22 protein-coding genes are annotated in these 26,673 nt (G+C 36.0%); 6 read left to right on the top strand and 16 right to left on the bottom strand.

Annotated features, from left to right (window positions below):
- Window positions 1-12: 12 nt before the first annotated feature.
- From BW983_RS01510 to BW983_RS01470, 9 genes are all read right to left on the bottom strand, one after another.
- The gene (locus BW983_RS01510; RefSeq protein WP_076549370.1) at window positions 13-888 is read right to left on the bottom strand and encodes a pirin family protein; all 876 of its coding nucleotides are present in this window, start codon (window positions 886-888) and stop codon (window positions 13-15) included.
- A 381-nt stretch (window positions 889-1,269) separates the two neighbouring features.
- Window positions 1,270-1,854 (bottom strand): Crp/Fnr family transcriptional regulator, encoded by a 585-nt coding sequence (locus BW983_RS01505; protein ID WP_076549368.1) that lies wholly within the window; start codon window positions 1,852-1,854, stop codon window positions 1,270-1,272.
- 10 nt (window positions 1,855-1,864) lie between these two features.
- Complete coding sequence (locus BW983_RS01500) at window positions 1,865-2,176, bottom strand: hypothetical protein (RefSeq protein WP_076549367.1); 312 nt, start codon at window positions 2,174-2,176, stop codon at window positions 1,865-1,867.
- 103 nt (window positions 2,177-2,279) lie between these two features.
- Entirely contained in the window at window positions 2,280-3,890 is a 1,611-nt protein-coding gene (locus BW983_RS01495; RefSeq protein WP_076549365.1) for a Na+/H+ antiporter, read from the bottom strand.
- 49 nt (window positions 3,891-3,939) lie between these two features.
- Entirely contained in the window at window positions 3,940-4,293 is a 354-nt protein-coding gene (locus tag BW983_RS01490; protein ID WP_076549363.1) for a cupin domain-containing protein, read from the bottom strand.
- Between the two features lie 134 nt (window positions 4,294-4,427).
- On the bottom strand, window positions 4,428-5,048 hold the full coding sequence (locus BW983_RS01485) for an alpha/beta hydrolase (RefSeq protein WP_076549361.1): 621 nt from the start codon (window positions 5,046-5,048) through the stop codon (window positions 4,428-4,430).
- Between the two features lie 3 nt (window positions 5,049-5,051).
- A complete protein-coding gene (locus tag BW983_RS01480; protein WP_076549360.1) occupies window positions 5,052-6,005 on the bottom strand; it encodes a VOC family protein in 954 nt (317 codons plus the stop codon).
- A gap of 118 nt (window positions 6,006-6,123) precedes the next feature.
- On the bottom strand, window positions 6,124-6,414 hold the full coding sequence (locus BW983_RS01475) for a GNAT family N-acetyltransferase (RefSeq protein ID WP_065392932.1): 291 nt from the start codon (window positions 6,412-6,414) through the stop codon (window positions 6,124-6,126).
- Window positions 6,415-6,463: 49 nt separating this feature from the next.
- On the bottom strand, window positions 6,464-7,396 hold the full coding sequence (locus tag BW983_RS01470) for a ring-cleaving dioxygenase (RefSeq protein WP_076549358.1): 933 nt from the start codon (window positions 7,394-7,396) through the stop codon (window positions 6,464-6,466).
- Between the two features lie 701 nt (window positions 7,397-8,097).
- Here BW983_RS01470 and BW983_RS01465 point away from each other — a divergent pair.
- From BW983_RS01465 to BW983_RS01445, 5 genes are all read left to right on the top strand, one after another.
- Window positions 8,098-9,096: an EamA family transporter gene (locus tag BW983_RS01465; RefSeq protein WP_076549356.1), complete on the top strand. Its 999-nt coding sequence runs from the start codon at window positions 8,098-8,100 to the stop codon at window positions 9,094-9,096.
- Between the two features lie 18 nt (window positions 9,097-9,114).
- Window positions 9,115-10,143, top strand: a complete 1,029-nt coding sequence (locus tag BW983_RS01460; protein ID WP_076549354.1) for a methionine ABC transporter ATP-binding protein — start codon at window positions 9,115-9,117, stop codon at window positions 10,141-10,143.
- Window positions 10,136-10,792, top strand: coding sequence for a methionine ABC transporter permease MetI (metI, locus tag BW983_RS01455; RefSeq protein ID WP_076549352.1), 657 nt, complete (start codon window positions 10,136-10,138; stop codon window positions 10,790-10,792). Before BW983_RS01460 ends, metI begins: the two co-directional genes overlap by 8 nt.
- 73 nt (window positions 10,793-10,865) lie before the next feature.
- Complete coding sequence (gene metQ, locus BW983_RS01450; protein WP_076549350.1) at window positions 10,866-11,675, top strand: methionine ABC transporter substrate-binding lipoprotein MetQ; 810 nt, start codon at window positions 10,866-10,868, stop codon at window positions 11,673-11,675.
- Window positions 11,676-11,941: 266 nt separating this feature from the next.
- The gene (locus BW983_RS01445; RefSeq protein ID WP_076549348.1) at window positions 11,942-14,200 is read left to right on the top strand and encodes a glycoside hydrolase family 3 C-terminal domain-containing protein; all 2,259 of its coding nucleotides are present in this window, start codon (window positions 11,942-11,944) and stop codon (window positions 14,198-14,200) included.
- Between the two features lie 232 nt (window positions 14,201-14,432).
- Here BW983_RS01445 and BW983_RS01440 read toward each other — a convergent pair whose 3' ends face one another.
- From BW983_RS01440 to BW983_RS01410, 7 genes are all read right to left on the bottom strand, one after another.
- A complete protein-coding gene (locus BW983_RS01440; RefSeq protein ID WP_076549346.1) occupies window positions 14,433-16,604 on the bottom strand; it encodes an outer membrane beta-barrel family protein in 2,172 nt (723 codons plus the stop codon).
- A gap of 322 nt (window positions 16,605-16,926) precedes the next feature.
- Entirely contained in the window at window positions 16,927-17,481 is a 555-nt protein-coding gene (locus BW983_RS01435) for a DUF2652 domain-containing protein (protein ID WP_076549344.1), read from the bottom strand.
- 58 nt (window positions 17,482-17,539) lie between these two features.
- Entirely contained in the window at window positions 17,540-18,952 is a 1,413-nt protein-coding gene (locus BW983_RS01430; RefSeq protein ID WP_076549343.1) for an efflux transporter outer membrane subunit, read from the bottom strand.
- A gap of 17 nt (window positions 18,953-18,969) precedes the next feature.
- Window positions 18,970-22,110, bottom strand: coding sequence for an efflux RND transporter permease subunit (locus tag BW983_RS01425; RefSeq protein ID WP_076549341.1), 3,141 nt, complete (start codon window positions 22,108-22,110; stop codon window positions 18,970-18,972).
- A 9-nt stretch (window positions 22,111-22,119) separates the two neighbouring features.
- Window positions 22,120-23,265, bottom strand: a complete 1,146-nt coding sequence (locus BW983_RS01420; RefSeq protein ID WP_076549340.1) for an efflux RND transporter periplasmic adaptor subunit — start codon at window positions 23,263-23,265, stop codon at window positions 22,120-22,122.
- Between the two features lie 216 nt (window positions 23,266-23,481).
- On the bottom strand, window positions 23,482-24,408 hold the full coding sequence (locus tag BW983_RS01415; protein ID WP_076549338.1) for a helix-turn-helix domain-containing protein: 927 nt from the start codon (window positions 24,406-24,408) through the stop codon (window positions 23,482-23,484).
- 137 nt (window positions 24,409-24,545) lie between these two features.
- A complete protein-coding gene (locus tag BW983_RS01410) occupies window positions 24,546-25,937 on the bottom strand; it encodes an MFS transporter (protein WP_076549337.1) in 1,392 nt (463 codons plus the stop codon).
- A 142-nt stretch (window positions 25,938-26,079) separates the two neighbouring features.
- Between BW983_RS01410 and BW983_RS01405 the strand changes: the two genes are divergently transcribed.
- Window positions 26,080-26,550 carry an Lrp/AsnC family transcriptional regulator gene (locus BW983_RS01405; protein WP_076550771.1) on the top strand — a complete coding sequence of 157 codons (471 nt, stop codon included), beginning with the start codon at window positions 26,080-26,082 and terminating at the stop codon, window positions 26,548-26,550.
- Window positions 26,551-26,673: the final 123 nt, after the last annotated feature.

Raw genomic sequence — 26,673 nt, 5'->3', positions numbered from 1 at the left:
GATATTATAATTTTACATTGTCATAGGAACTTCCATTAACAGTATTTCCGAACCTTCTGATGTAGCTTTTATATTTAAATCTTTAATATCCCAAACTCCAAAACCATCTCTCTCTTCTACTTTCTGACCTTCGATTTCTGCGCTTCCTTTAAGGATAAACGCATAAACTCCATTTCCTTTTTTTCTGATCTGATAATTAATTTCCTGTCCCTGATCAAAAGTTCCCAGATGAAACCATGCATCCTGATGAATCCATACGCCTTCATCGTCAGCATTTGGAGAAAGAATCTGTAGAAATTTATTTTGGCTTTTTGTTTTATCTAAAGTAATCTGATCATATCTTGGCGTTACGTTTCTTTTTTTCGGATATACCCAAATCTGTAGAAATTTCACCAACTGATCACTGTTTTTATTGAATTCACTATGCATGATTCCTGTTCCGGCACTCATCACCTGAATATCTCCACTTTTGATGATGGCAGTGTTTCCCATGCTGTCTTTATGCTCAAGATCACCTTCCAAAGGAATACTGATGATCTCCATATTGTCATGTGGATGGGTTCCGAAACCACGTCCTGCTTCTACTCTGTCATCATTCAAAACTCTCAGTACTCCAAAATGCATTCTTTCCGGATTATGATAATTAGCAAAGCTAAAAGTATGCTGGCTCAGTAACCAACCATGATCTGCTTTCCCTCTTGAATCTGCTTTATGAATGACAGAGTTGTCTTTAATTTTTGATTCTGTATTAGGCAAATGATTATATCCAATGGGCTCTAATGGCTCAATCTCGTCAATTTCGTTTTTCATTGTATTTCCCAGAGAAGCAGATGCTACAAACATTCCTGTTCCGAGTAACCCTTTTTTTAAAAAATCTTTTCTGTCCATATATCAAGTGTTATTTGTTTGTTTTTGATATGACAAATTTAGAACAACGGGAATGGTTACACATTTAACTAGTTTAATAAATTGCTTTATTTTAAAATAAATGTTGAATAATTGAAGTTGTTAGAAATCGCGAAGGCGCAAGATTATTTTAAATGCAGCTGATGTAAGACGCAAAGATTTTATCTCCGATAAGATTGTGTATGATGAGCTTTAGATTGACTATAGATGCATCAATAATTTTATTCTGTGGAGTTAATGAATGACGAAATGTTGCTCTCGCAGATTTTGCTGATTTTATTTTGTGAGAGTTTTAAAAGTTCAGTTCATTAAAAAAGTTATTAATGCTATTGAATCTTTACTTTCTATGAAAATATGATCAGCTTATTTTTCTTTTGAGGCAAGACGTTTTCTGATAGTGCTTACAAATTCTTTTGAAACTCCTAAATAGGAAGCTATATAGTATTGTGCAACTCTTTGGGGAATGGAAGGATATACTTTAATGAACTCTAAGTATCGGTCTGAGGCAGATTTAGAAATAGTATCTACGAGACGACTTTGAAAGGTAGTAAGGTTTCTCTGAACCAACATTCTGAAAACTCTTTCAAATTTGGGAATTTCATGTAATAGCTGCTCTTTTGTTGATGGGCTCAACATATAAATTTCTGAGTCTTCCAGCGTTTCAATATAAACTTTAGAAGGTTTCTGATCCTGGAATGATGCAATATCGCTGATCCACCAATCTTCAATGGCAAACAGCAATGTCACTTCAGTTCCATTATCGTCCAGACAGTACATTCTCACACATCCTTTATGAATATAGCCTTCAAACTGACATATTTCGCCTTCTTTTAATAGAACTGTTTTCTTGGGATATTTCTCACACACCAGTAAATCTGTAAATACATTTTCTTCTTCTGGTGTAATGGCGGCGAACCTTGTAATATTTTTAATGATATTTTCAAACATGGAGTAAAATTTACTCCCGCAAATTAGGAAAAAGACTGTAAACTTCATTCTTTAAAAGTCCACTTCCGCCTCCGTAATGATCAATTACCTTCACATCCTTATCGAAATCAGCACAAAATACTTTAATGTCTATTTCAAACCGATCATCCAGCCCTGAGCTCAAAAGTACAATATCTACCTTCTGCTCTTTGATATATCTATAGCTTTGTTCTTCATCACTCTGAATTTCCGCAGTCCAGCCTTCATTATTTTCAATAATTCTTTTTAGGACATCCAAAATTTCCTGATTCTTTCCTAAGACTAAAAAATGTAGTGTTTTCATTATGCTCAAAATTAAGGCGTTATATTTAAAGTATATGAGTACAGTTTTCTATTGACCGACTGACATTCAATAAAATACTAGCACTCATATACTTTTACTTTTTCTACAGGTGTTTATTCCCTGTTATTTTCAATTCATTCAAATCCAGTTGCGACTCTGCCTTACGAATCTCATCATCAGTGAAAACCTTTTCCCGCTTCATCTTAAACAGTTCTTTTCTTTGCAATGCAAAAATATCAAGCATAATATTCTGATATTCTTTCATATCACTTTGTCTGTTGCTACACATTTCTACAGAATTTAAATGATTTTCATGAAGTGTGATATCATTTTCCAGTGCTTTTTTAAGATTTTCTATCAGGTTATTTGTAGTAATGGAGGTTTCATATTCATGATTGAGTCTGTTGACAGCCAGCTTATCAAGTCTTATTTGAATTCCGGCTTGTTGTTCATGAGAAGGAAGAACATGATCAAGCTCTCCAATTTTTGTTAATTTAATGATCAAAGGTAATGTAAGTCCCTGAAAAACCAATGTTACAAAAATAACGATAAATGTGATAAAAATAATCAGGTTTCTCATAGGAAATTCAGTCTGTGAATTCATCATAACCGGTATAGAAAGGGCTGTTGCTAAAGAAACTACTCCTCTCATCCCTGCCCATCCGATAATCAATGGATTTTTCCACCCCGGACTAGCATCACGACGAGCCTTAGCACTCATCCATCTTGGAATATGGGCAACAGGATAAATCCACAACAAACGAACGACAATCACAATCAGGCTTATAATCAAACCATATTTAATTCCCTGCATTAATGAAGTTTCTCCTAAACCATTGATAATATCAGGAAGTTCAAGACCTATTAAGACAAATACTAAAGCATTCATTACAAATATCAGGGTATTCCAGACTCCTGTCATATTGATTCTTGTGGTTCCTGTTTTAAAAATCTCATGAGCACGGAAAGACATGAACAATCCGCCACTTACCACTGCCATTACTCCTGAAAAGTGGAAATGCTCGGCAGAAAGAAATAAAATGTAAGGTGTCATTACAGTAAGTGCCGCATCAATAGCCGGGGTAGTTGGTAAAAACCTATGAATCACATAGAAAATATGTGCTCCGACAATTCCCACCACAATGCCCATTCCTGCTACCAGAAAGAACTGTCCTGTTGCTTCATGCATTGAAAAAACACCTGTCATCACAGCTGCTAAAGCAAAACGGAAAACAATTAATGAAGAAGCATCATTAATTAAACTTTCTCCTTCCAATATGGCGATTGTTCGTTTTGGAACTTTCAAACCTTTCAGTACAGTTGTTGCTGCCACAGCATCAGGAGGAGACACAATCCCACCTAATAAAAACCCTAATGCTAAAGTAAAACCCGGGATTAAAGCCTGGGAAACATATGCTACAACTAAAGACGTTAGAAATACCAATCCAAAAGCAAGTAAGCCGATAGGGCGCTTCCATTTCCAGAAATCATTCCAGGAGGTATACCAAGCTGCTTCATATAATAGTGGAGGTAAAAAGATTAAAAATATAATATCAGGGTCCAGTTTTAAAACCGGAACCCCTGGAATCATACTGATTCCCAATCCTGCCAGGACCAGAAAAATAGGATAAGCAATTTTGATTCGTTGTGCCAGCATGACCAGCATCATGACGATTAATAATAATCCTAAAATTAAAAGTAATTTCTCATGCATGGTTTTAAAGTTGATTATTGAAAAATAGATATTTAGTGTTTAATAAAATTTAATCTTTTACATAAATAAACAATGATGTTCTTTCCTTTTTCTCCAGATTCTTTGTTTTATGTCCTTTCCCTGTAATGTCTTCTACCAAAAGGATCTCACCTGTTTGGAATTTCTTTTTTATACCCAACGAAGTTTCTATTTCCACTCCGCCATCCAGGAGCACAATATATTGTATCTGAGGAGCACAATGAAAATCATAATTGTAATTTGCAGAGACTTTTCGAAACTGTAGTTTTTGAACATCAAAAGTTTCAGATAAAAATCCGATATCTCCTTGATCTACAAGTGGAATATTAATACTTTCAAAATGTGTATCTCCTTCTTTATCACTGAAAATACGGGTAATATTCATGATCTCTGTTTTTTAATTAATGTATTCTTTAGATTCTACAGAATGACAAACTGTACGATTTATTTATCTGCACACTTTGTCATTTCTTAAGAATTTTATTTTTGTAACATCTTTCCGGATCAAGGCTAGACTATTTATTTAAATATGATTGAGTTGGCAAGTTGTATTTCCTCCTCATTGATAAAGTGCCCAAAATTGGCATATACTTTCTCCGTTACCTCAGCGTTCATCTCTTTTAGAATATTTGCTGTAGCATATACTCTTTCAACAGGAACATGGAAATCAGGATTACTGGTTGCTAACAAGACAGAAGTTCCGGCAAAATCACCTTTATAATTCTCACGGTTAATCTTATCACCGATCACACCACCAATAATAGCTACTGCCCCACCAAATTTCTGAGCATTTCTTACTAAAAACTCTAAAGCAAGACATGCCCCTTGAGAAAACCCGAAAAAATAAATATTCTCCGGAGCTATTCCTGCATCTGTAACAGCCTGAACCGTCTCACCAATGATTTCAAGAGCTGATGACAACCATGGTTCGTTCTGATCTACGGGTGCCATAAACGACAATGGATACCAGGTATGATTCAAGGCTTGTGGAGCCAATACCGCATAATCATTTACATTCAAATGTTGGGAAATGCTCAAAATATCCTGAGCACTTCCACCTCGTCCGTGCACCATAATCAAAGCTTTTTTTGCCTGTTTTAATGGTATTCCTGCTGTTTTTATATTTAAAGTATGACTCATTTACTATCTGAATTTTTCTGTTGGATAATTTATTTTTGGAAGAACAGAAATTAAGTGTTCTCTTTGCTCTTCAAACTGTTGAGGCAATTGCAGGTCTTCTCCTAAAAATGCAGCTTCCTCATCTACATCGAATCCTGGACCTGAAGTTGCAATCTCAAATAAAATACCTCCTGGTTCTTTAAAATATACTGAAGTAAAATATTTACGGTCTTTTACTCCTGTATGCTCCAATCCATAAACATTTAACCGTTCAATCATTTTAAGCTGAGATTCTGCATCCGGAGTTGCAAAAGCCACATGATGTACGGTACCTCTGCCAGCAAGCCCTTTCAACACATTGGGAGTAGAAAGTAAGTCTACATATTTTCCCGGAAGATTTTCTGTACCTAATCTCAAGCGGTCCGAGCTTTCAGTAATAACTTTATGATCCATCTGAGTCATTAAAAGAGCTGCTGTTCTTTCATAAGCATCCTGCCAAATTTCAACATGATGGATTCCTTTTAAAGCGTAGTCTTTTGGAATATATCCGTTATAGTATCCCTTTCTTCCATCTTTATCATTAAAAACAAGCTCAAGACCCAATCCGTCAAAATCTTCAAGATAGATGAAAACATCTTCAGAAAACCTTTGCTGAGGTTGTTTATAGGGGATATTAAATTGTTCCAGACGGCTCATCCAATAATCTAATGCATCAATAGAAACTGAAAAAGCGGTAGTATTCAACATTCCTTTCCCGTGCCTTCCATTGATCAGATCTTTCCCATACGGAAAAGTTGTCATGATTGTTCCGGGTGTTCCATATTCATCTCCGAAATAAAAGTGATACGCTTCCGAATAATCAAAGTTTACCGTTTTTTTCACTAAACGAAGTCCTAAAACTCCGGTATAAAAGTCTATATTTTCCTGAGCATTGCCAGTGATTGCTGTAACGTGATGTAGTCCTGTTATAAGGTTCATAATGAGGGTTGTTATTAATTGGTATTGTTATAAAACTAAGAAAGCAAAAGGGTGAAAAGGTAAATTTACCAATAAGCGTGTTTACCTTTACACTCCTTAAACTTTTATTTGCTTAGCATTATTCTTTTAACCATACATCGTTATATTCTTCCGGATGATGTTTGAACTGTGCATACACAAAAGGACATAACGGTACTATTTTCAGATCATTTTCTCTTGCATAGGAAACCAGCCTTTCCAATAATATTTTAGCAAAGCCTTGTCCTTCATATTCGGGGCTTACTTCAGTATGGTATACTGTCAGTTTTTTTCCAATGACTGAAATATCCATTTTACCGGCTTTCTGATCATCTGAGAAAAGTTGAATTTCTCCTTTTCTTCCTTCTAAAACGATTTCTGTTCTTTCCATCTTTTTATTTTTTTCAAAATTAATATCTTTCTAAATCTAGGGTAATGATCTATGATAACTTCGGCAATACACCTTCTATTTTATCTCTCATCCCTTCATACTGAGCAGGTAATTTTAAATTTTCACCTAATTCTGCCAAATCTTCATCCACTGTGAATCCCGGATTATCCGTTGCAATTTCAAACAAAACACCTCCCGGTTCACGGAAATACAATGAATAGAAATAATCTCTGTTGATCTTCGGAGTAATATTCAATCCTGCGGATAATACTTTTTCACGGTACTCCATTAATATATTATCATCTTTCACTCTGAAGGCAATGTGATGATTGGTTCCTGCTGCATTTCTTCCTGCTGGCATTTTATCATTCTCAATGATATCTATAATATTTGCTGTATCAATAGCATTGGTTGCCAATCTGTATCTGTCGGCTTCTTGTTTTTGAAGATCATAGCCTAAAATATCTGTCAGAACTTTGATAGTAGGCTCTGCTTTTCTCAAAGTAAGAGTTACATTATGAAATCCTTTTAATGCATTTTCATCCTTGATATCATCGGTTGTCCATACTTTTCGGTTGTCATCATTGGAGGACTCTATAAACTGTAACTGAAGTCCGTCAGGATCTTTAAATGAAATCATTTTCTCACCAAAAAGCTCTCCTTCTTCTACATTGACATTGAAACCATTTAATCTGTTTTTCCAGAATTCTAAGCTTCCTTTAGGAACTGAATACCCAATATGAGTAGCCATTCCGCTTCCGTTAGTCCCCTGCCCTATCCCTTCCCAGGGAAAGAAGGTAAGAATAGTTCCCGGTGTTCCATTTTCATTCCCAAAATAGAAATGATAGGTTCCCGGATCGTCAAAATTTACAGTTCTCTTTACCAATCTCACTCCTAAAACCTGAGTGTAAAAATCTAAATTTCTTTTTGCATTGTCTGCAATGGCAGTAATATGATGCAGACCTAATATTCTATTATCCATGTCTTTAATTTTAATGCTAAATTACTACTCATAAACAATGTGCACATTTAACTAGTTTAATAAATAATACTTACCCGATTTTTAACATTAGAGAAAGATTTATCTAGTGGGATCTTTATTTTTTATGATTGACAATTAATATACGCTATCATTTTATGCCGATTTATCTCAGATGCCTTATTATCTCTAATTCACAAACAGGTATATTTTCTTAATTAAAACTTCAAAAGACATTAACCTTATTCACCCCATTAAACAATTCCTAAAAATTTCAAATCTTTTTCTTTTTTTCATAAAAGAGCAAAAACTCTTTTTTTATTAAAAAATATACTTAAAAATAAAAGTAACAATTTTAAATTGATTAGAAAAGAAAAAAACAAAATACACAATTTACTGAAAACAAACACATTACATGATTAACAATAATTTAATCTTTAAAAAGTCTATGTTTTTAGTAGACTAATTGAAATTATATTATATATTTGCAAGCGTATTCAGAAAATAAAACTAAATGAGCACAGAAACAAAGAATAATATAACAAATAAAAACATCATGAAACATATGATGAAAGCTATTTGTATGCCTGTGCATCAAGAATACTGTGGGTGACCTTACATTTAATATGACATACTTTTCATAAGGCCCTACCAAGTTGTAGAGCCTTTTTTTATTAAAACCAACAACATTAAACAAAATAAAAATGAGCAATTCTAAAAACAAATGGTTAGTTCCATTAGCATTTACAAACATCTATGTAATATGGGGGATGACGTTTTTAGCTATTTCATTTGGCTTAAAAGGTTTTCCACCATTTATACTTTCCGGATTGAGATTTCTGGTAGCAGGCATTCTGATGATGGGATATCTTCTTTCTAAAGGAGAAAGAGCAAATTCTTTGATAAACTGGAAGAAGAACGCCATTACAGGGATCCTTATTCTTACGGGAGGAACCGGGCTTGTGGCGTGGGGAGAACAATATGTGATGGCATCCGAAGCCGCTATCTGTATAGCAACCGGTCCTTTTTGGTTTATTGCTATTGACAGAAAAAACTGGAAGTATTATTTTTCAGATAAATTTATTCCGATAGGGCTTGCCATTGGTTTTACAGGACTCATATTATTTTTAAAAGGCAGTGTAAATTCACATGCGGCACATGCAGCTGCTGACGGTCATCTCCGTATTACAGCTTTTATAGTATTAGGTTTGAGTTCTATTGCATGGGTTTTAGGATCTTTATATTCCAAGAAAAATCCGGCATCACAATCTACTTTTATGAATATTGCACAACAGCTTATTGTAGCAGGATTGGCATCATTTCTTATCTCTTTATTCAGAAAGGAATGGACAGGTTTTTCAGTATCAGTAATCCCATTATCAGCATGGCTGGGTGTCTTGTTTTTGATCTTCTTTGGATCTATAGTCGCGTATTTGTCGTACATTTGGCTGTTGTCCGTGAAACCCGCTGCATTGGTAAGCACCCATACCTATATTAACCCTATCGTTACGGTTATTGCAGGGTGGATTGTAGCCAATCAAAGTATCAATGGTAGTCAGCTATATGGTTTGGCAGTTATATTGCTGGGAGTACTTCTGACAAATGTTACCAAATACTTTAAACTTTCGAAACGGTCTAAGGTCAAAATCAGAAGAGTGAAAAGATTTTTTAACAAAACAGGCAGACGATATCAGCCTATTTAAATAGTATAAAACATCAGAATGATAGAAATCAGAAACATATCAAAAACATTCCACCAGAAAAAACAGGCTTTTAAAGCATTGGATCAGGTGAGTCTCAATATAGACAAAGGTGATATTGTAGGAATTATAGGATTTTCAGGAGCAGGAAAAAGTACTTTGATCCGTACCGTTAATCTATTGGAAAGACCGGATGAAGGGCAGGTAATTATCAATGGAAAGGATTTCACCAAATTAAGTTCCAAGCAACTCGCTGAGGAACGTAAAAAAATAGGAATGATCTTCCAGCATTTCAATCTTCTTTCTTCCCGTACTGTTTTTGATAATATAGCACTTCCTCTGGAACTGGATCATAGCAGCAAAGATCAAATTAATAAAAAGGTCAACGAATTACTGAAAATTGTAGGTCTTGAAGATAAAGCCAATGATTATCCAAGAAGTCTTTCCGGAGGTCAGAAACAGAGGGTAGCCATTGCAAGGGCATTAGCCAACGATCCTCATCTTCTGCTTTGTGATGAAGCAACGAGTGCTCTTGACCCGGTTACTACACAATCCATCTTACAATTACTGAAGGATATCAATGAAAGACTTGGTATTACTATTCTTCTGATCACCCATGAGATGGAAGTCATCAAAGCGGTCTGCAACCATGTTGCCGTTATAGACAAAGGAAAATTATTAGCAAAAGGAACTTTAGGCGAGATCATTTCGGACAGAGAAAATCCGGTGATCCAACAATTTATAAATTCAGATATCATGACCCTGCCACAGGAACTTAATAAAAGACTACAGAAAGAACCACAGGATGGTTTATTTCCACTGGTCGAAATAGAACTTAACGAAAACTTAAGCGTTGAACAAATTCTTTCAGCGTTATATAATGAACATAAAATCCCATACAAACTTTTGAAAGCTGATGTAGAATATTTTGGGAATTCTAATTTTGGTAAACTACTTTTGCAACTTCAAGGCGAAACTGAGGAAAACCAGAAAGCCATCTATTATTTTAATCAAAATAAAATTCAAAATACAGTAAAAGGATATGCTTAGTGATACGGTAATTGCCCTTTTGGCAAAAGGAACCTGGGAAACGGTTTATATGACATTTGTGTCTGGATTTTTTGGATTTGTCCTCGGGCTTCCGGTAGGAATTCTGCTGTTTTTAACAAGAAAAGGACAACTGCTGGAAAATGTAATCTACCACAGAACATTATCTATTATCGTTAATATTTTCCGGGCGATCCCGTTCATCATTTTAATTGTATGGATGATCCCTTTTACAAGAGTTTTAGCTGGAACATCCATTGGAGTAAATGCAGCATTGGTTCCATTAAGTGTAGGAGCTGCTCCTTTTATTGCAAGACTAGTTGAGAACAGCCTTATTGAAGTCCCTCACGGATTAATAGAAACAGCAAGAGCTCTTGGTGCTTCACCTTTCCAGATTATCAGGAAAGTATTGCTTCCGGAATCGCTTCCTTCATTAATTAATAATGCTACTATTACCCTGATCACTTTGGTTGGATATTCCGCAATGGGAGGTGCTGTGGGTGCCGGCGGATTGGGACAGGTTGGGTATCAGTACGGATATATTGGTTATGATATTGTCATCATGAATACAGTATTGATATTGCTTGTTCTTTTGGTTTTCATCATCCAGTTTATGGGAGACAGATTGTCTAAAAGGTTTGACCATAGATAAGTTTGAGAGTTTTAGAATAATTAATCTGTGAACAAATGAGTTTTGTACCCTCTATATTATTAAAAAGAATAGAATGAAAAAAATAAAGATTTTAGGTTTAATAACTGCCGGAGTATTGCTTTTCAATGCCTGTTCGGGGAGAAAAGACGATCCGAATTTCATCAGAGTCGGAATTACATACGGACCGGAGCAGGAAGTGGCTGAAGTTGCCAAAAAAGTTGCAAAGGAAAAGTATAACCTTGAAGTGGAACTGATTCCTTTCAATGACTATGTAGTACCTAATGAAGCTTTGGTAAATGGTGATATTGATGTCAATGCTTTCCAACATGCTCCTTATTTAACTGAACAATCCAAACAAAGAGGTTATCATCTTGCTGTCGTAGGAAACACATTCGTTTATCCTATTGTAGCCTATTCAAAGAAAATTCAGAACATCAGCCAGCTTCAGAATGAAAGCACTATTGTTATTCCTAATGACCCTACCAATGGTGGGCGTTCCCTACTTCTGTTACAGAAAAACGGTTTATTGAAACTAAGAGCAGGAGTCGGATTACTTCCAAAAGTGACTGATATAGTTGAAAATCCAAAACAACTGAAAATTATGGAAATTGAAGGAGCTCAGATCCCAAGAGTTTTGGATGACCGGGATGTTGTAGTAGGAATTATCAATAATAATTTTGCTGCACAAGCCGGATTGGATTCTGAAAAACAGGGAATTTTCAAAGAAGATAAAGATTCTCCTTACGTTAACCTTGTTGTATCAAGACAGGATAATAAGAACAGTCAGAAAGTAAAAAATTTCGTAAAAGCTTATCAGTCTGATGAGGTGGAAAAGAAAGCTCTTGAAGTGTTTAAAGGAGGAGCAGTAAAAGGGTGGGATTAAAGTTTGAGGGATTCGAGATACGAGATACGGGTTATAATCCCTTCACTTCAAATTGATAATTCTTTTCGAAGTAAAATTGACTATCAACATATAAAATCTCTTCGCCTTTTATCTAAAATATTAAAAATCACATTTCTACCGAACAATAAATAACAAACTGTCAGCAATTTAGCAGGCAGTTTTTTTATGTTTTAAAATTTATTTTCTCAATTTGAGATAATAAAGAAATTTTCTTATTTTTGCTTTCAATCAAATAAAAAGGCATTATGTTAAAGAAAACCGCCATTGTAAGGTTATTCACCCTTATTTCTGTTTCTTATATGGCTCAGACCAATACTCCCGTTTATTTAGATGAATCAAAACCTGTAGAACAACGTATACAGGATGCTCTTTCCAGAATGACACTGGAAGAGAAAGTGGCAATGCTTCACGCACAGTCAAAATTCAGTTCTCCCGGTGTTCCAAGATTGGGAATCCCAGAATTCTGGACAACGGACGGTCCTCATGGGGTACGTCCTGAAGTAATGTGGGACGAATGGGACCAAGCTGGATGGACCAATGATTCTATCATCGCCTACCCTGCCCTTACCGCTTTATCTGCAACATGGAATAAAAAAATGTCATGGAATTATGGTAAAGCATTAGGAGAAGAGGCACGCTACAGAAAGAAAGATATTCTTCTGGGACCTGGTGTAAATATCTACAGAACTCCATTGAACGGAAGAAACTTCGAATACATGGGCGAAGATCCTTACCTGACTTCGAAAATGGTGGTACCTTACATTAAAGGAGTACAATCTAACGGGGTCGCTACTTCGGTTAAACATTTTGCCCTCAATAATCAGGAAATGTTCCGTCATACCAGCAATGTAAATGTGGATGACAGAACTCTTTATGAAATTTATCTTCCCCCATTTAAAGCTGCTGTCACAGAAGGAGATTCATGGACGATCATGGGAGCTTACGATCTGTATAAAGGACAATATGCAAGCCAGAATCAATACCTTTTAAATGATATTCTAAAAAAAGAATGGAACTATAAAGGAGTGGTAGTTTCCGATTGGGGAGCTGTTAATAATACAGAACAGGCTATCCATAACGGATTGGATCTTGAATTCGGATCATGGACGAATGGTCTTTCAGCCGGAACTAAAAATGCCTATGATAATTATTATCTGGCAAAACCTTATCTTGATCTGATCAAAGCAGGAAAAGTAGGAACCAAAGAACTTGATGACAAAGTAACCCGATTACTTCGTCTTGCTTATAAAACGACAATGAACCGAAATAAACCTTTTGGGAATATTGCTTCTGAAGAACATAAAGCTGTAGCCAAGCAAATCGGTGAAGAAGGAATTGTTTTATTGAAAAATCAAGACAATGTACTTCCAATTGACATTAATAAAGCTAAAAAAATAGCAGTTATTGGAGAGAATGCCATTAAAATTATGACTGTTGGCGGAGGTTCATCTTCATTAAAAGTAAAATACGAAACTCTTCCTTTAGACGGAATAAAATCCAGATTCGGAAAACAATCTGACGTACAATATGCAAGAGGATATGTAGGAGACATTGGCGGTGAATACAATGGTGTAAAATCCGGGCAGGACTTAAAAGACTCCCGTTCTGAAGCTGAACTATTAAACGAAGCAGTAGAACTGGCAAAAAAATCTGACTACGTTATCTTCGTTGGCGGATTGAATAAAGCAGACTTCCAGGACAGTGAAGGAAACGACAGAAAAAGCTATGGATTGCCATATAATCAGGACAATGTGATCTCTGCTCTTGCGAAAGCTAATAAAAACCTTGCTGTAGTTTTAGTTTCAGGGAATGCTATTGCAATGCCTTGGATCAAAGACGTTCCAACTGTAGTACAGGCATGGTATCTTGGTTCTGAAGCAGGAAATTCCATTGCTTCTGTTTTAGCAGGTGATGCCAACCCTTCAGGAAAGCTTCCGTTTACGTTCCCAGTGAAACTTGAGGATAATTCAGCACATCAACTTGGTGAATATCCGGGACAAAAAGATGAATTAGCTGCCGGAAAAGGAAAAGACCAGAAAAACCCGATCAATATTACTTATAATGAAGGAATATTTGTAGGTTACCGTTGGCATGATACCAAAAACATTAAACCTCTTTTCAGCTTCGGGCATGGATTAAGTTATACAACTTTTGAATTTGGAAAAGCTAAAGCTGATAAAACAACATTATCACAAAACGATACCATTACTTTCACGGTAACTGTTAAAAATACAGGAAAGAAAGCAGGAGCTGAAGTGGCACAGCTTTACATCAGTGATTTAAAATCATCTGTTCCCCGCCCTTCTAAAGAATTGAAAGGTTTTGAAAAAGTATATTTAAATCCGGGTGAAACAAAAGAAGTAACATTTACTATTGACAAGTCTGCTTTAAGTTTCTTTGATGCTCAGAAACACGACTGGGTAGCAGAGCCGGGAGATTTTGAAGCTCAAATCGGAAATTCTTCTGATGCTATTAAAACAAAGGTGAAGTTTACCCTTAAATAATAAAGATGAAATTGGAAGTATGAAGATGCAAATTACTATTTGACAATCAGCTAATCTATCCGTTAATTTTGTAGAATTTATAAGCAGGTTTCTATTCGAAATCTGCTTTTTTATTTGCTTACATAAAAAACAGTACGGATCGATCTATTAAAAAAATCATCCAATCTTTAGCTCAAAAACAAAAAAACAGGCTTCAACCTGAAACCTGTTTTTTTACTGATTTAAATTCTTTCTATTTTGCTCCTCCAGCATTTTTCTCAACATCCGTTTTTGTATTCTCTTTAACCTTCTGGTTTCCAAAACGCTTCACGAAAGTAACAGCTACTCCGTACCAATCCCATTTCTGATAATCTCTGAAAGTTCCCACCTGACTGTATGTTGTATTGTCAGCATAAGGTCTTTTAAAGATGTTCATCAGCTGTAAGCTTGCTTCCATCTGTGTTTTAGGGAATAATTTAGTCACAGAAATATTATGAAATACGTTGGTGTTATTAGCATAGGAGTTTCCATTGTTCTGATTGGCAATTTCCATCCATGCACTGATATTTATATTCTTATTGAACAGATTCGAATAGGAAACATTTGCAGATCCGCCCCAATAATTGATATAGCTTTTTCCTCCAATTTGATTCTTCTCATTAAAATCTTTATTATCGATATAATACCATCCAAATCCAACATTTACATTCAATTTGTTTTTCAGGAAATTCTGATTGGTGTTTGCAAAAAGGTAGTATTTTTCAACTTTTCCGTTAAAGTTTCCCGGTAAAAATACATTTCGTCCGTTTTCTGTAGCAAAAGTGGTCCAATAATCCTGATTGGTATGCATGTATCTTGCAGAGATAAAGTACTTTTTCAGAATTCCGAATTTCAGGTACAATCTGTCATTAGGATTTGGATTCAAGTCCATATTTCCTCTGGAATATGTACCATCAATAGATGGTGTTACAAAAGGATTAAACTCTGAATACCATGGTCTCCAGATACTTCTGTTGTACGTTAAACTCACATCATACTTATCTGAAAAGCTATATTTTATTAATAAATTAGGAAGAAAAGTTCCATAGCCGTCTTTTCTTTCTGTTCCGGCAACATCTTGTCTTACCCTCAGATCTGTATATTCATATCGAAGTCCGATACGGGTTTCCAGTTTTTTGAAAAACGTTTTACTATAGTTGGCGTACACCGAAGTAATGTTGTCCTCATAATGAAATTTATCATTAGTAGACAATCCTTTGTAATCAAGATCTTCATTAATCACACTGTAACCGTATAATGTATTAGGAATCGCGTGATTATTGAACTCAGTTTTTGCTCCCACTTCAATTGTGCCTCCAGATTTCCCCAATGGCTGCGTGTAATCAACCTTCAGATAATAATTACGCATCTGATTATTACTGGTCACCCCTACTTCTTTAATCCCGTTTTTCAACGTTGTTTTATTGATCAGCTGATCGCTGTCATTTCCGGAATAGTTTGTTCCCAGGTTGACATCAAGGATCCTGTTTTTTTCCTTGTCATAATATTTATAAAAGACATTCGTTCCAAGGTTACGATAAAATCCATCTTCATTCTGAGTCTGAAGATATGAATCAAAAAAACCTCCGTTCTTATATTCGGTTGAATTGGTCTCAGATAAAGATAAACTTCGGCTTTGGAAATATTCCAGAATAAGCCCTACATTATTTTTATCATTAAGTTCAAATTCTGAAGTAGAAGAAAGCGATGGATTCTCACTTTTTGTTACTGTTTCATATTCAATATCGCTGTCTTTATTGGACTTATCATAAGATCTGATATTTTTAGCCCCTTTTTGTACATAGGTATTATTCCCATAACTTCCGATAAAAGTCTGGGTAAAGCCTTTCTTATGATAGTTGAGGTTAAAGTTTGTGTATTGTGAGTTCTTTGTACTTTGTCTGTTATTCAGAGAGATACTTCCTTTCATTCCTTCATCATCTCTTTTCTTCAGAACGATATTAATAACAGAGCCGGAAGTTTCGTAACGTGAAGAGGGGCTTGTAATCACCTCTATCTTCAACAAGTTATCGGCTGGGATTGTTTTAAGATATTCTTTTAATTCTTTTCCCGTAAAAACAGACTTTCTATCGTTGATATAAACTGTTACCGTCTGCCCTTCTGCTTTTACAGCATCATTATTATCAATACTTACCAATGGGGTCATTCTCAAAACATCCCAGGTTGTATTCCCAGCTACAATCGCACTGTTTGCAACGTTAAAAACAGTTCTGTCTACCTTAGATTCTACGGTTGGTTTTTTTGCTACAATGGCAACCGCTTCTATCTCTTTTGTATTCCCTTTTACAGTGTCTTTCACAGCCTGAGTCTGGGCAAATGCTAAAGAACCCGTTAATACTGCTATTGGAAATAATATTATTTTCATGAAAGTTATAGTTTATCCAATAAGACCACTGTACACTGGTTTTTGTTACATGGAAAAAGAAAAAAGATTTAATAATCCATTAGGCTTTAACACTTTATAAAAATCAATTTTAGAGATAATTTAAAAATATAACAATTATTAAGATAAAATAACTAAACAAATACATTTACAACCAAAACATATATAATAAATCAATTGAAAAAGTTATTTACAATTTTCAAACTTTAACATATCAAGACCATCTATTACTCACAAAAAAAGCCCGGATCTCACCCGGGCTGCTAGCAAAAAGCAAATTTACAAGGATTAAAAAAAAAATATGCTAGTTTAAACTTTCAAAATAATGGATCATGCCTACTTCCGACAGACGATGCTGATCCTTATCTGATTCAGTTTCCTGATTATTACTGTTTTCTAAAAAAGAATTGCTGTACAAAGCATAGGAAGGCTGTTCTGCCAACCCATTTTTTAACATCTGATGTGCTTCTACAATAGTTTTCCCGTAAAGCTTTCTGAAATTCCCGATATTATACTGCGAAAATGCTCCATAATGAACGATAAACTTCAGAGATAAATCAATCTTTGTACTTAAGCTCTTACTCAATTCTTTTATTTTTCTGTTGAATGCGTTTCTCATTTTCCAAAGCATATCTGAAATACTCTCATACGACGGATTTTCATCATAACGATAAAATAAAATGGCGTCACCTTCAATTTCAGAAATTTCAAAATACTGATCATTCACATCAATCAGCGTAGATAGTAGTTGTCTTACAATATATTCTCCTGTATAAAGTTTGGTATTGAACACAAATTCGGTAAATCCGCTGAAATCCGGAATTAGAATGATACCCTCCTGTATATTTGTATTCTTCATAGTGATCAAGATTAAAAACCTGCTGCATCATTAAAGACGAAGCAGGTTTAATTTTACTTTATTGCCACCCGCCACCTACGGAACGGTACAGCGCAGTTATTGCATTCAATCGTTGAGCTTTCAGAGAAGCCAGTTCCAATTCAGCATTAAGCTTATTGGTTTGAGCCATAATCACTTCCACATAAGTTGCTGAGTTATATTTAAATAATAGATCAGCTTTCTTCACAGCTTCACCTGATTTTACTACCAACCCTTCAGCAATTTTCTGCTGTTCTTCCAGTTTTTGAATCTGCACCAACGCATCAGAAACTTCTCCTACCGCTTTTAAAACAGATTGCTTAAAGCTGATTTCAGCCTGATCTGCCAATACTTTAGACTGTTCATACTGAGTTTTAAGTTGTTTTCCATTCAAAATTGGTTGGGCAATAGCTCCTGCCGCCATTCCGAAAAGAGACCCCGGAACACTGAACCATTTACTGATTTGAAAAGCATTCACACCACCCTGAGCTGTAATATTCAATGAAGGATACATGCTCATTTTAGCAACATGAATTGCCGCTGCACTTTTTCTCACTTCTAATTCAGTCGTTTTAATATCCGGTCTGTAGCTCAACAATTCTGATGGAATTCCTGCTGAAATATGATCTGGAGACTGAACATTATTCAGACTTGAACTTCTTTCAATTTTTCCCGGCATAGAACCTGTTAACAGACTTAAAGCATTCTCCTGTGTAGCAACAGAACTTTCAATAGCCGGAATAGTTTTCAGGATCTGATCTTTCACGATTTCCTGTTGCTGAACTGCTAAAGCTGTTGCCAATCCAAGCTCTTGTTGTTTTACCAGAAACTTCAACGTATTATCAGCATATGTCAGATTCGATTTTGTAATTTCCAGTTGAGTATCCAGCATCAAAAGGTTATAATATCCCTGAACAACAGCCGCTACCACTTGTGTTTTCACTGCTTTTGCAGCCTCCTGAGTTTTAAGATAATCTGCCAGTGCCTGCTCCTTTCTTCCTTTGATCTTTCCCCAGATATCTGCTTCCCATGAAAAATTAAGCGCTGCCGTATAATCTTCCATGTATCTTTTTCCCATAAACTGCCCTGCCATCATTCCATTCATACTGTTATCAGAAGGTCTGCTGATATTACCGTTTGCTGTAGCATTAATAGTAGGAACATTTCCCCACTTACTTTGAGTATAGGCAAGGGATGCAAATTCTATTTGTTTTAAAGCAACCTGCAGATCATTATTCTGTACCATTGCTTTATCAATCAATCCAACCAGAACAGGATCTTTGAAGAAGTCTTTATAACTGATCTTCGCAATATTTTCATTCTGTTCCACCACAATGCTATCACTTCTGAAAGCTTCAGGCATGTTGAGCTTGGGTTGTTCATACTTCTGAACTTTACAGGAAACCGCTGCTCCTGAAACGAACATGATATATGCTATATTTTTAATTTTCATTGTTAAAATCATTTGAATTAATATTCCCAATCTGCATCCGTTACTACTCTTCCGTTAATTTTTTCATGCAAAGCCTGGAACATTACAAAAAGTACAGGTACCACGAAAATTCCTAAGATTGTTCCGAAAAGCATCCCTGAAATCGCTGCATACCCGATGGAATGGTTACCCAATGCAGAAGGTCCTACTACAAAAATCAATGGAATCAAACCGGTAATGAATGCGAGAGAGGTCATCAAAATCGGGCGTAAACGCGCCTTCGCGCCTTCAACTGCAGAAGCAATAAGACTTTTCCCAGCTCTACGTCTCTGAATAGCAAATTCTACGATCAAAATACCGTTCTTCGCCAAAAGCCCAATCAACATTACCAAAGCAATCTGAACGTAAATATTATTGGATAATTCAGCAAAAGTAATTCCCACAAAAACGCCTGATAAACCTACCGGAATAGCGATCAATACTGCGAATGGGAGAATATAACTTTCATATTGCGCAGACAACAGGAAGAATACAAACACAATACACAGTCCGAAAATCATTACTGACTGTGAGCTTGAACCTGCTTCTTCACGGCTCATTCCTTTGTAATCATAAGTATATCCCGGAGGAAGTACCTGCTTGCTCACTTCTTCTACAGCAGCCATTGCCTGTCCCGTACTGTAACCCGGAGCAGCCATTACTGTAAGATTTGATGAGTTGAAAAGATTGAAACGGTCTACGACTTCAGCTCCGGTTACCTGCTTTAGGCTCACCAAAGTATTAATAGGAACCATTTGTCCTAAATTATTTTTCACGAAAATACCGTTCAGGGATTCTTTATCCTGTCTTGTTTCTGGAGTAGATTGTACCAAAACTCTGTAATATTTCCCGAATCTGTTGAAATCAGAAGCCTGAATACTTCCATAATATCCCTGCATCACTCCTAATACATCAGAAACATTCACACCAAGCTGCGCTGCTTTCACTTCATCTACAAGCACTTCAAACTGCGGATAAGTCACATCAAATGTTGTAAATGCTACGGCAACTTCAGGTCTCTGCATCAAAGCACCCATCATTCCGTAAGAGATATTTCCAAGGTTCTGAAGTTCTCCGTTGGTACGGTCCTGAAGCACCAGTTCCATTCCACTTGTGTTTCCGAAACCATCAACGGTTGGTGTATTGATCACAAGGAAATTCGCTCTTTTATCCTGAGAAAGCATTCCTTGGGTCTGCCCGATAATATCATTAATATTGTTAACAGCACCTCTTTCTCCTGAGTTTTTTAATTTAACGAAAATAGAAGCCGCCGAAGATGACATCGAACCACTGAACAGGTTCAGCCCGTCTACTGAAATCACTTTATCTACCGCCGGATTTTTCATTAAAAGATCTTCTGTATCTGAAACCACTTTGGATGTTCTGTCTTTAGAGGCTCCCGGAGCCAGATTGGCTGTCACAATGATAAAACTCTGATCTTCGTCCGGAATAAATCCTTTTGGTGTAGTCATAGACATCCAGACAAACAATCCTCCGAAAGCAACAATCATTGCCAATGCGATCCATTTTTTCTTTAAAAGGAATAATACTGCTTTTCCGTATCGGAATGTCAGTTTATTGAAACTTGCATTAAATCCTGCAAAGAAACGGTCTTTGAAATTCATTTTTTCATGGGCTCCGCCATGATGTTGTTTTAAGAACAAAGCACATAAAGCCGGGCTCAATGTCAATGCATTAATTGCCGAAATTACAATTGCAATTGCTAATGTTAATGCAAACTGCTGATAGAACAATCCTGTGGAACCACTCATGAATGCCACCGGAACGAATACCGCAGACATGATTAAAGTAATGGAAACAATTGCTCCCGTAATCTCACTCATTGCCGACATGGTTGCCGCCCTCGGGTTCAATTTCTTATGTTCCATTTTAGCATGAACCGCTTCTACTACAACAATCGCGTCATCTACCACAATACCAATGGCGAGCACGAGGGCAAATAGCGTAAGAATATTGATAGAGAATCCAAAAATCTTCATAAAGAAGAACGTTCCTACGATAGAAACCGGAACCGCAATTGCCGGAATCAATGTTGATCTGAAATCCTGTAAGAAAATATACACTACAATGAATACAAGAATAAATGCTTCAATCAATGTATGAATTACCTGTTCAATAGACTGATCCAAAGCTTCTTTTGTTGCATAAGGAATTTCATAATCCATTCCTGCAGGGAAAGATTTTTCCAGTTCTTTCATTCTTTCCTGAAGAGCGATCTGTACTTCATTCGCATTTGATCCAGCCATCTGGAAAATTGCCATCGTTACAGAAGCCTTCTTGTTGAAATTAGAGGAAACGGTATAACTGTAAGCTCCGAATTCAACTTTTGCTATATCTTTTAATTTTAAAACAGAACCGTCGTTCAATGCTTTAATCGTGATATTTTCATATTGTTCAGGCTCCGTGAATTTTCCTTTGTAACGAAGAACATATTCCATCACCTCTTTACTTCTTTCTCCCAGTCTTCCGGGTGCTGCTTCAAGGTTTTGACTCTGAATTGCTCTGGAAACATCTGAAGGTGTGAGATTATAAGAGGTCAGTTTATTAGGATCAAGCCAGATACGCATTGAGTAATCTTTGTTTCCGTACACCATGGCATCTCCTACTCCTTTTACCCTTTTTAGTTCCGGAACAATATTGATTTTCGCATAGTTTTCAAGAAAGAGATCATTCATAGAACCATCTTTACTTGTGAGGGAAACCATCGCGATCATACTGTTCTGCCTTTTCACAGTGGTGATTCCGGCTTGAATTACCTCAGCAGGAAGCTGGTTTGTTACCTGTGCCACCCTGTTCTGAACGTTAATTGCCGCCTGATCGGGATCTGTTCCCAATTTAAAGATAACAGTGATACTCAAAGTACCGTCATTACTTGCTGTAGAAGTAATATAGTCCATATTTTCCACCCCATTGATTGCATTTTCCAATGGTGGTGCCACAGATCTTGCAATCGTTTCAGCATTGGCTCCCGGATAAGCAGCTGTTACCATAACGGTAGGCGGTGCAATGTCCGGGAATTTTGTAATCGGCAAGCTGACCATACCGACGATCCCGAGAATCACCAGCAATACGGAAATAACCGTTGCCAGTACGGGTCTTTTTATAATTTTCTTTAACATGATTTCTTCTTACGATTTTTTCTGTTGAGCATTTTTCTTTTGTGCCACTACAGGAGTTCCCGGCTGCAATCTGTCGAAACCGGAAACGATATACTGATCTCCAGCCTTCAACCCTTTGGATACAATGAAATTATCACCAGCTTTTCCATTCACCTCTACAGGAAGCATTTCTGCTTTTCCATTTTTGATAGTAAACACGAAAACTTTATCCTGAATAGTTCTGGTAGATGCGATAGGAAGTAAAACCACATTGCTGTAAAACTGGTTTAATAAGATCTTCCCTGTGTTTCCGCTTCTTAAAGTATTATTCGGATTGTTGAATCTTGCTCTTAACGTGATAGAACCTGTAGTTTTATTAAACTGTCCTTCCACGGCATCAATTCTTCCAGCTTCAGCATATTTTTCACCACCAGAAAGCAATAGAGATACTGCAGGAGTATTTTTAATCACCTCGTCAATATTGCTTCCTTCATATTGTTTCTGAAAATTGTTGAAATCATTTTCACTTAAACTGAAATAAGTAAACACCTGATGAATGTCTGATAACAACGTAATCGGTTCCTGATTACCTGGTGTCATTAAACTTCCCAAACGGTAATTAAACCTTCCGATAAATCCGCTCACCGGAGCTTTAATTGTTGAGAAATTAAGATTGATCTTTGCTGATTCAATAGAAGATGTTGACTGGCTTACTGCACCTCTTGCTGCATTATAAGCTGCCTCCGCTTCTTTCACCTGAATTTCGGAAACCATTTTATTTCTGAAAAGCTCCTTTTTTCTATCCAGATTAATTCTTGAAGTTGAAAGATTAGCTTGTGCTGTAATCAAAGCTGCCTGAGCACTTTTTAGCTGTTCAGCGAATATCCTGTCTTCAATTTTGAATAAAGGCTGCCCTGCTCTCACATAATCTCCTTCATCTACAAAAATTTTGCTTAAATATCCGGTTACCTGCGGTCTTATTTCTACATTGGAAATACCTTCAATGGATGCTGCATATTCTCTGGAAACAGTAGCATCTCCCTGTTTTACTATTTCTACAGGAAGTTCTGGTGCCTGCTGTTGATAAGATTGGTTTTGGTTGTTTTTCCTACATCCCGCCAAGACGATGAGCGAGAGGAAAAGTATGGTTGATTTCTGAATAAAAAATCTTTGCATAACAATAGTCCTTTTAAATTTTCCGGACAAAATTCGAACGAAAAAAATTCAATCGGATTATTCAAAAAACTCCTTGTTTTGTCAAAAAGACTCCTTATTTTTAAAAACCTGAGAAATATCATTCATAGATAATTTAAATAAGATATTTCTATATTTTAAATCAGAATTCAGCGTTAATTTTATCAAAAAGACATCTAAAACACAATCAACTCATTTTCAATATAAATCATCTTTTCTATATTCCAAAGGTGACCTTCCGGTATGTTTTTTGAAAAATTTGCTGAATGATGCCTGATCTGAAAATTTAAGCTGAGCAGCAACTTCACTAACGTTAAGATTGGGATTTTTAAGCAAGAGCCTTGCTTCTACCGCCAATACCTGATGAATGATATCCCGCGGCGATTTACTCATTGTTTTATTAATGACCTTCGTAAGGTATTTACGGCTGATAAATAGCTTATCCGCATAGAATTGCACATTATGTTCTTCTTTAAAATGCTCCTGTACCAGTGTAAAGAAACTTGTTGTAAGTTCATCTTCTCTATGGGTAACGACAAGAGGTTTTTCAATTTTCTTGAAGTAATTGTCTATTTCATAAATCACCAGCGAGAAGTGATACCAGATCATTTCATTAAAGTAATAATTATCTTTTTCCTTATTATTCAGGTGTTTCAATTCGCCAAGATGAAAATTAAGTTTCCTGAATAAGTCAGGTTCATTCCTGATAATATGAGTAGGATCTGATGAAAGACTCTTCAGAACATTGTTTGACTTATAATTGAAACCCGCCTGCGAAATAAAATCGACTGAAAAGAAAATATACGTTGCTCTATATTTTTCCGAAACATCTTCCAACCAAAAGGTTTCTAACATGGGACAAAAAATAGCATCTCCTTGAAACAATTCATAGCTTTTATCATCCAGCCTGAAACCAATACTTCCCTCCTGCACAAGAAAAATACAGAAATAATCTGAACGGTAAGGAATATTCGGTTTTATAATATAATTCGCCTTCTCAATTTCCATTACCACAAACTCTTTGATCCTAAGATCAAACCCTACCTGTTGCAAAACTTCATCAAAAGCTAATTTTGAGACGAAATCGGATTCTGGAAGAGGTTCTTTTCTGAGTTTTTTAGCCATGGAAAACGGATTATAGTATACGAAGGTAATGAAAAAGGTGAAATTTTGAAAAAGTACAATCAACGAAAGGCAAAAAAAGAACCGACACCTAAAGCACCGATTCCTTTATCATATAGTTTGTGTAATTTTAAGGTCGCTTATGATGAAACAGCTACTTCTGTCTGCTTCACTTTTAAGCTTTTCAATATAAAATAGGATAACATTCCCAGTGCCAAAAGAGCATAACCAATTAAGATGATAAGATTAAGACTTCCTACCGCAAATTCCGAAGGAAAAACCTGACTCATTAACGTCATAAATGATAATCCGATTCCGGCTCCCAAGAAGTAACTTGTAGAACTCAAACTTGATGCCAATCCATAATTTGAAGCCTCTACATCCTGAATTCCAAGCACAGACAATGCTGTAAAACAGAATGTCATTCCAACTCCTGAGATACATGCCGCTCCCAGAAGAACGACAGTCAGCGGATGACCTGTAAACACAGAAATCAATAATAACACACCTCCCATCAACATAAAAGACCATCCGAAAACTCCCATTTGAGAAGAATTTAATCGTTTTGAAATATGTGGTAAAACAAACTTTGCCGTTAAAGCTGATAAAATACTGAAAGGAACAAGCATTAATCCTGCGGAGGCAGCACTATGCCCCATATCCTTTTGTAGCATTAATGAAATCAGGAATAAAAACCCGATAAAAAATGCTCCCAGAGTAAAGAAAGCAGCATTAGAAACCACTAACGAACCGTGTTTAAACAGTTTTAAATCGAATAATGGCTCTGCAACGGATCTTAATCGATAAAATACCATTACTAAAAGTACTACTGCCGCCACTAATGAGCCTACTACAAGAAAAGGCTGTTCTTTAATATGAACCAATTCGTGCGTTCCATATGTTAAACTTAAAAGTCCAATCACCATTAATATCCCGGAAATAACATCTGTTTTCTGTCTATTTTCATTTTTCTCATCTGTTGGCAAGTAATAATAAGACAAGATCAATGTGATCAGAAGAATCGGAACATTAATAAGGAATACCCAATGCCAGCTTAGATATGTACTGATAATCCCTCCTACTGAAAGACCACTTCCTGAACCAATCGCTGCAAAGGAACTGAAAACTCCTATCGCACGATTTCTCTCCTGCTCACCTCTGAAAGTATTGGTAACAATGGATAACGCAGACGGCATCACAAACGCAGCACCTAATCCTTGTAAAGCTCTGAATAATGCTAACATTTCAAAACTTTGAGACAAGCCTGCTCCCAATGATGTTAACATGAAAATAAGCGCTCCCCATAGAAACATTTTCTTTCTACCTATCTGATCGGAAAGTTTTCCACCAATGATAAGAAAGCCTCCAAAAAACAAGACATAAAGGGTTTGCAACCATTGAACGGTTCCCGCTCCAATATGAAACTGTTCCTGGATAGAAGGAATTGTTAAATTAATAATGGCAATATCCAAAGCCTCTACAAAAGTTCCTACTGATGCTAAAATTAATATTATATTCTTCCTTGTATCCATACGTTCAAATTTCCTGCAAAATTAAAATTAACAGAACATATGTGAAAATTTTATATTAAATTTGGAACAAAGTACAAATAAAAACTATACAAAAAGAACAAAACAACTGTTTCAATACAATAATATTCATAAAACAGAACAAATGGCAACAGAAAATTATACTCCAGACGAAAAAGATCTTTCTATTTTAAGGCTTCTTCAAAGAGATGCTAAAATGAGCGTTCGTGATATTTCTGCAAGGATCAATCTCAGCCCTACTCCTACCCATGAGCGTATCAAACGTATGGAAAAATCAGGGATTATTAAAGAATATACAGCTGTTGTGGACCGCAAAAAAGTAAACAAAGGGATGATGGTTATCTGTATGATCGCTTTGAATGTCCACAATAAAAAAACTGCTGGAAAATTCATTGAAGAAGTAAGCAAACTGAAAGAAGTTGTTGAGTTTTATAATATTAGTGGTGATTTTGATTTCATGCTGAAAATCCTAGCTCCCAATATGGATGAATTTCATGAATTTTTCATCAATAAATTATCAGAAATCGAAGGGATTGGACAGACCAAAAGTATTTTTGTGATGAGCAGTATTAAAGAAAGTGCCCAGATTGTATAGATAGAAATTACACCAACAACACTCAACTATTTAAAAATCGCAAACAATTGATTCACACACACAGATTAAGTAGATATTGATATACAAGTTATTTTTCAATTATTTTAGTAGCCTATCTTAAAC

It is taken from the genome of Chryseobacterium ureilyticum (genome assembly GCF_900156735.1).
Taxonomy (GTDB): Bacteria; Bacteroidota; Bacteroidia; order Flavobacteriales; family Weeksellaceae; genus Chryseobacterium; species Chryseobacterium ureilyticum.
This window is presented reverse-complemented; position numbering and strand designations above follow the sequence as displayed.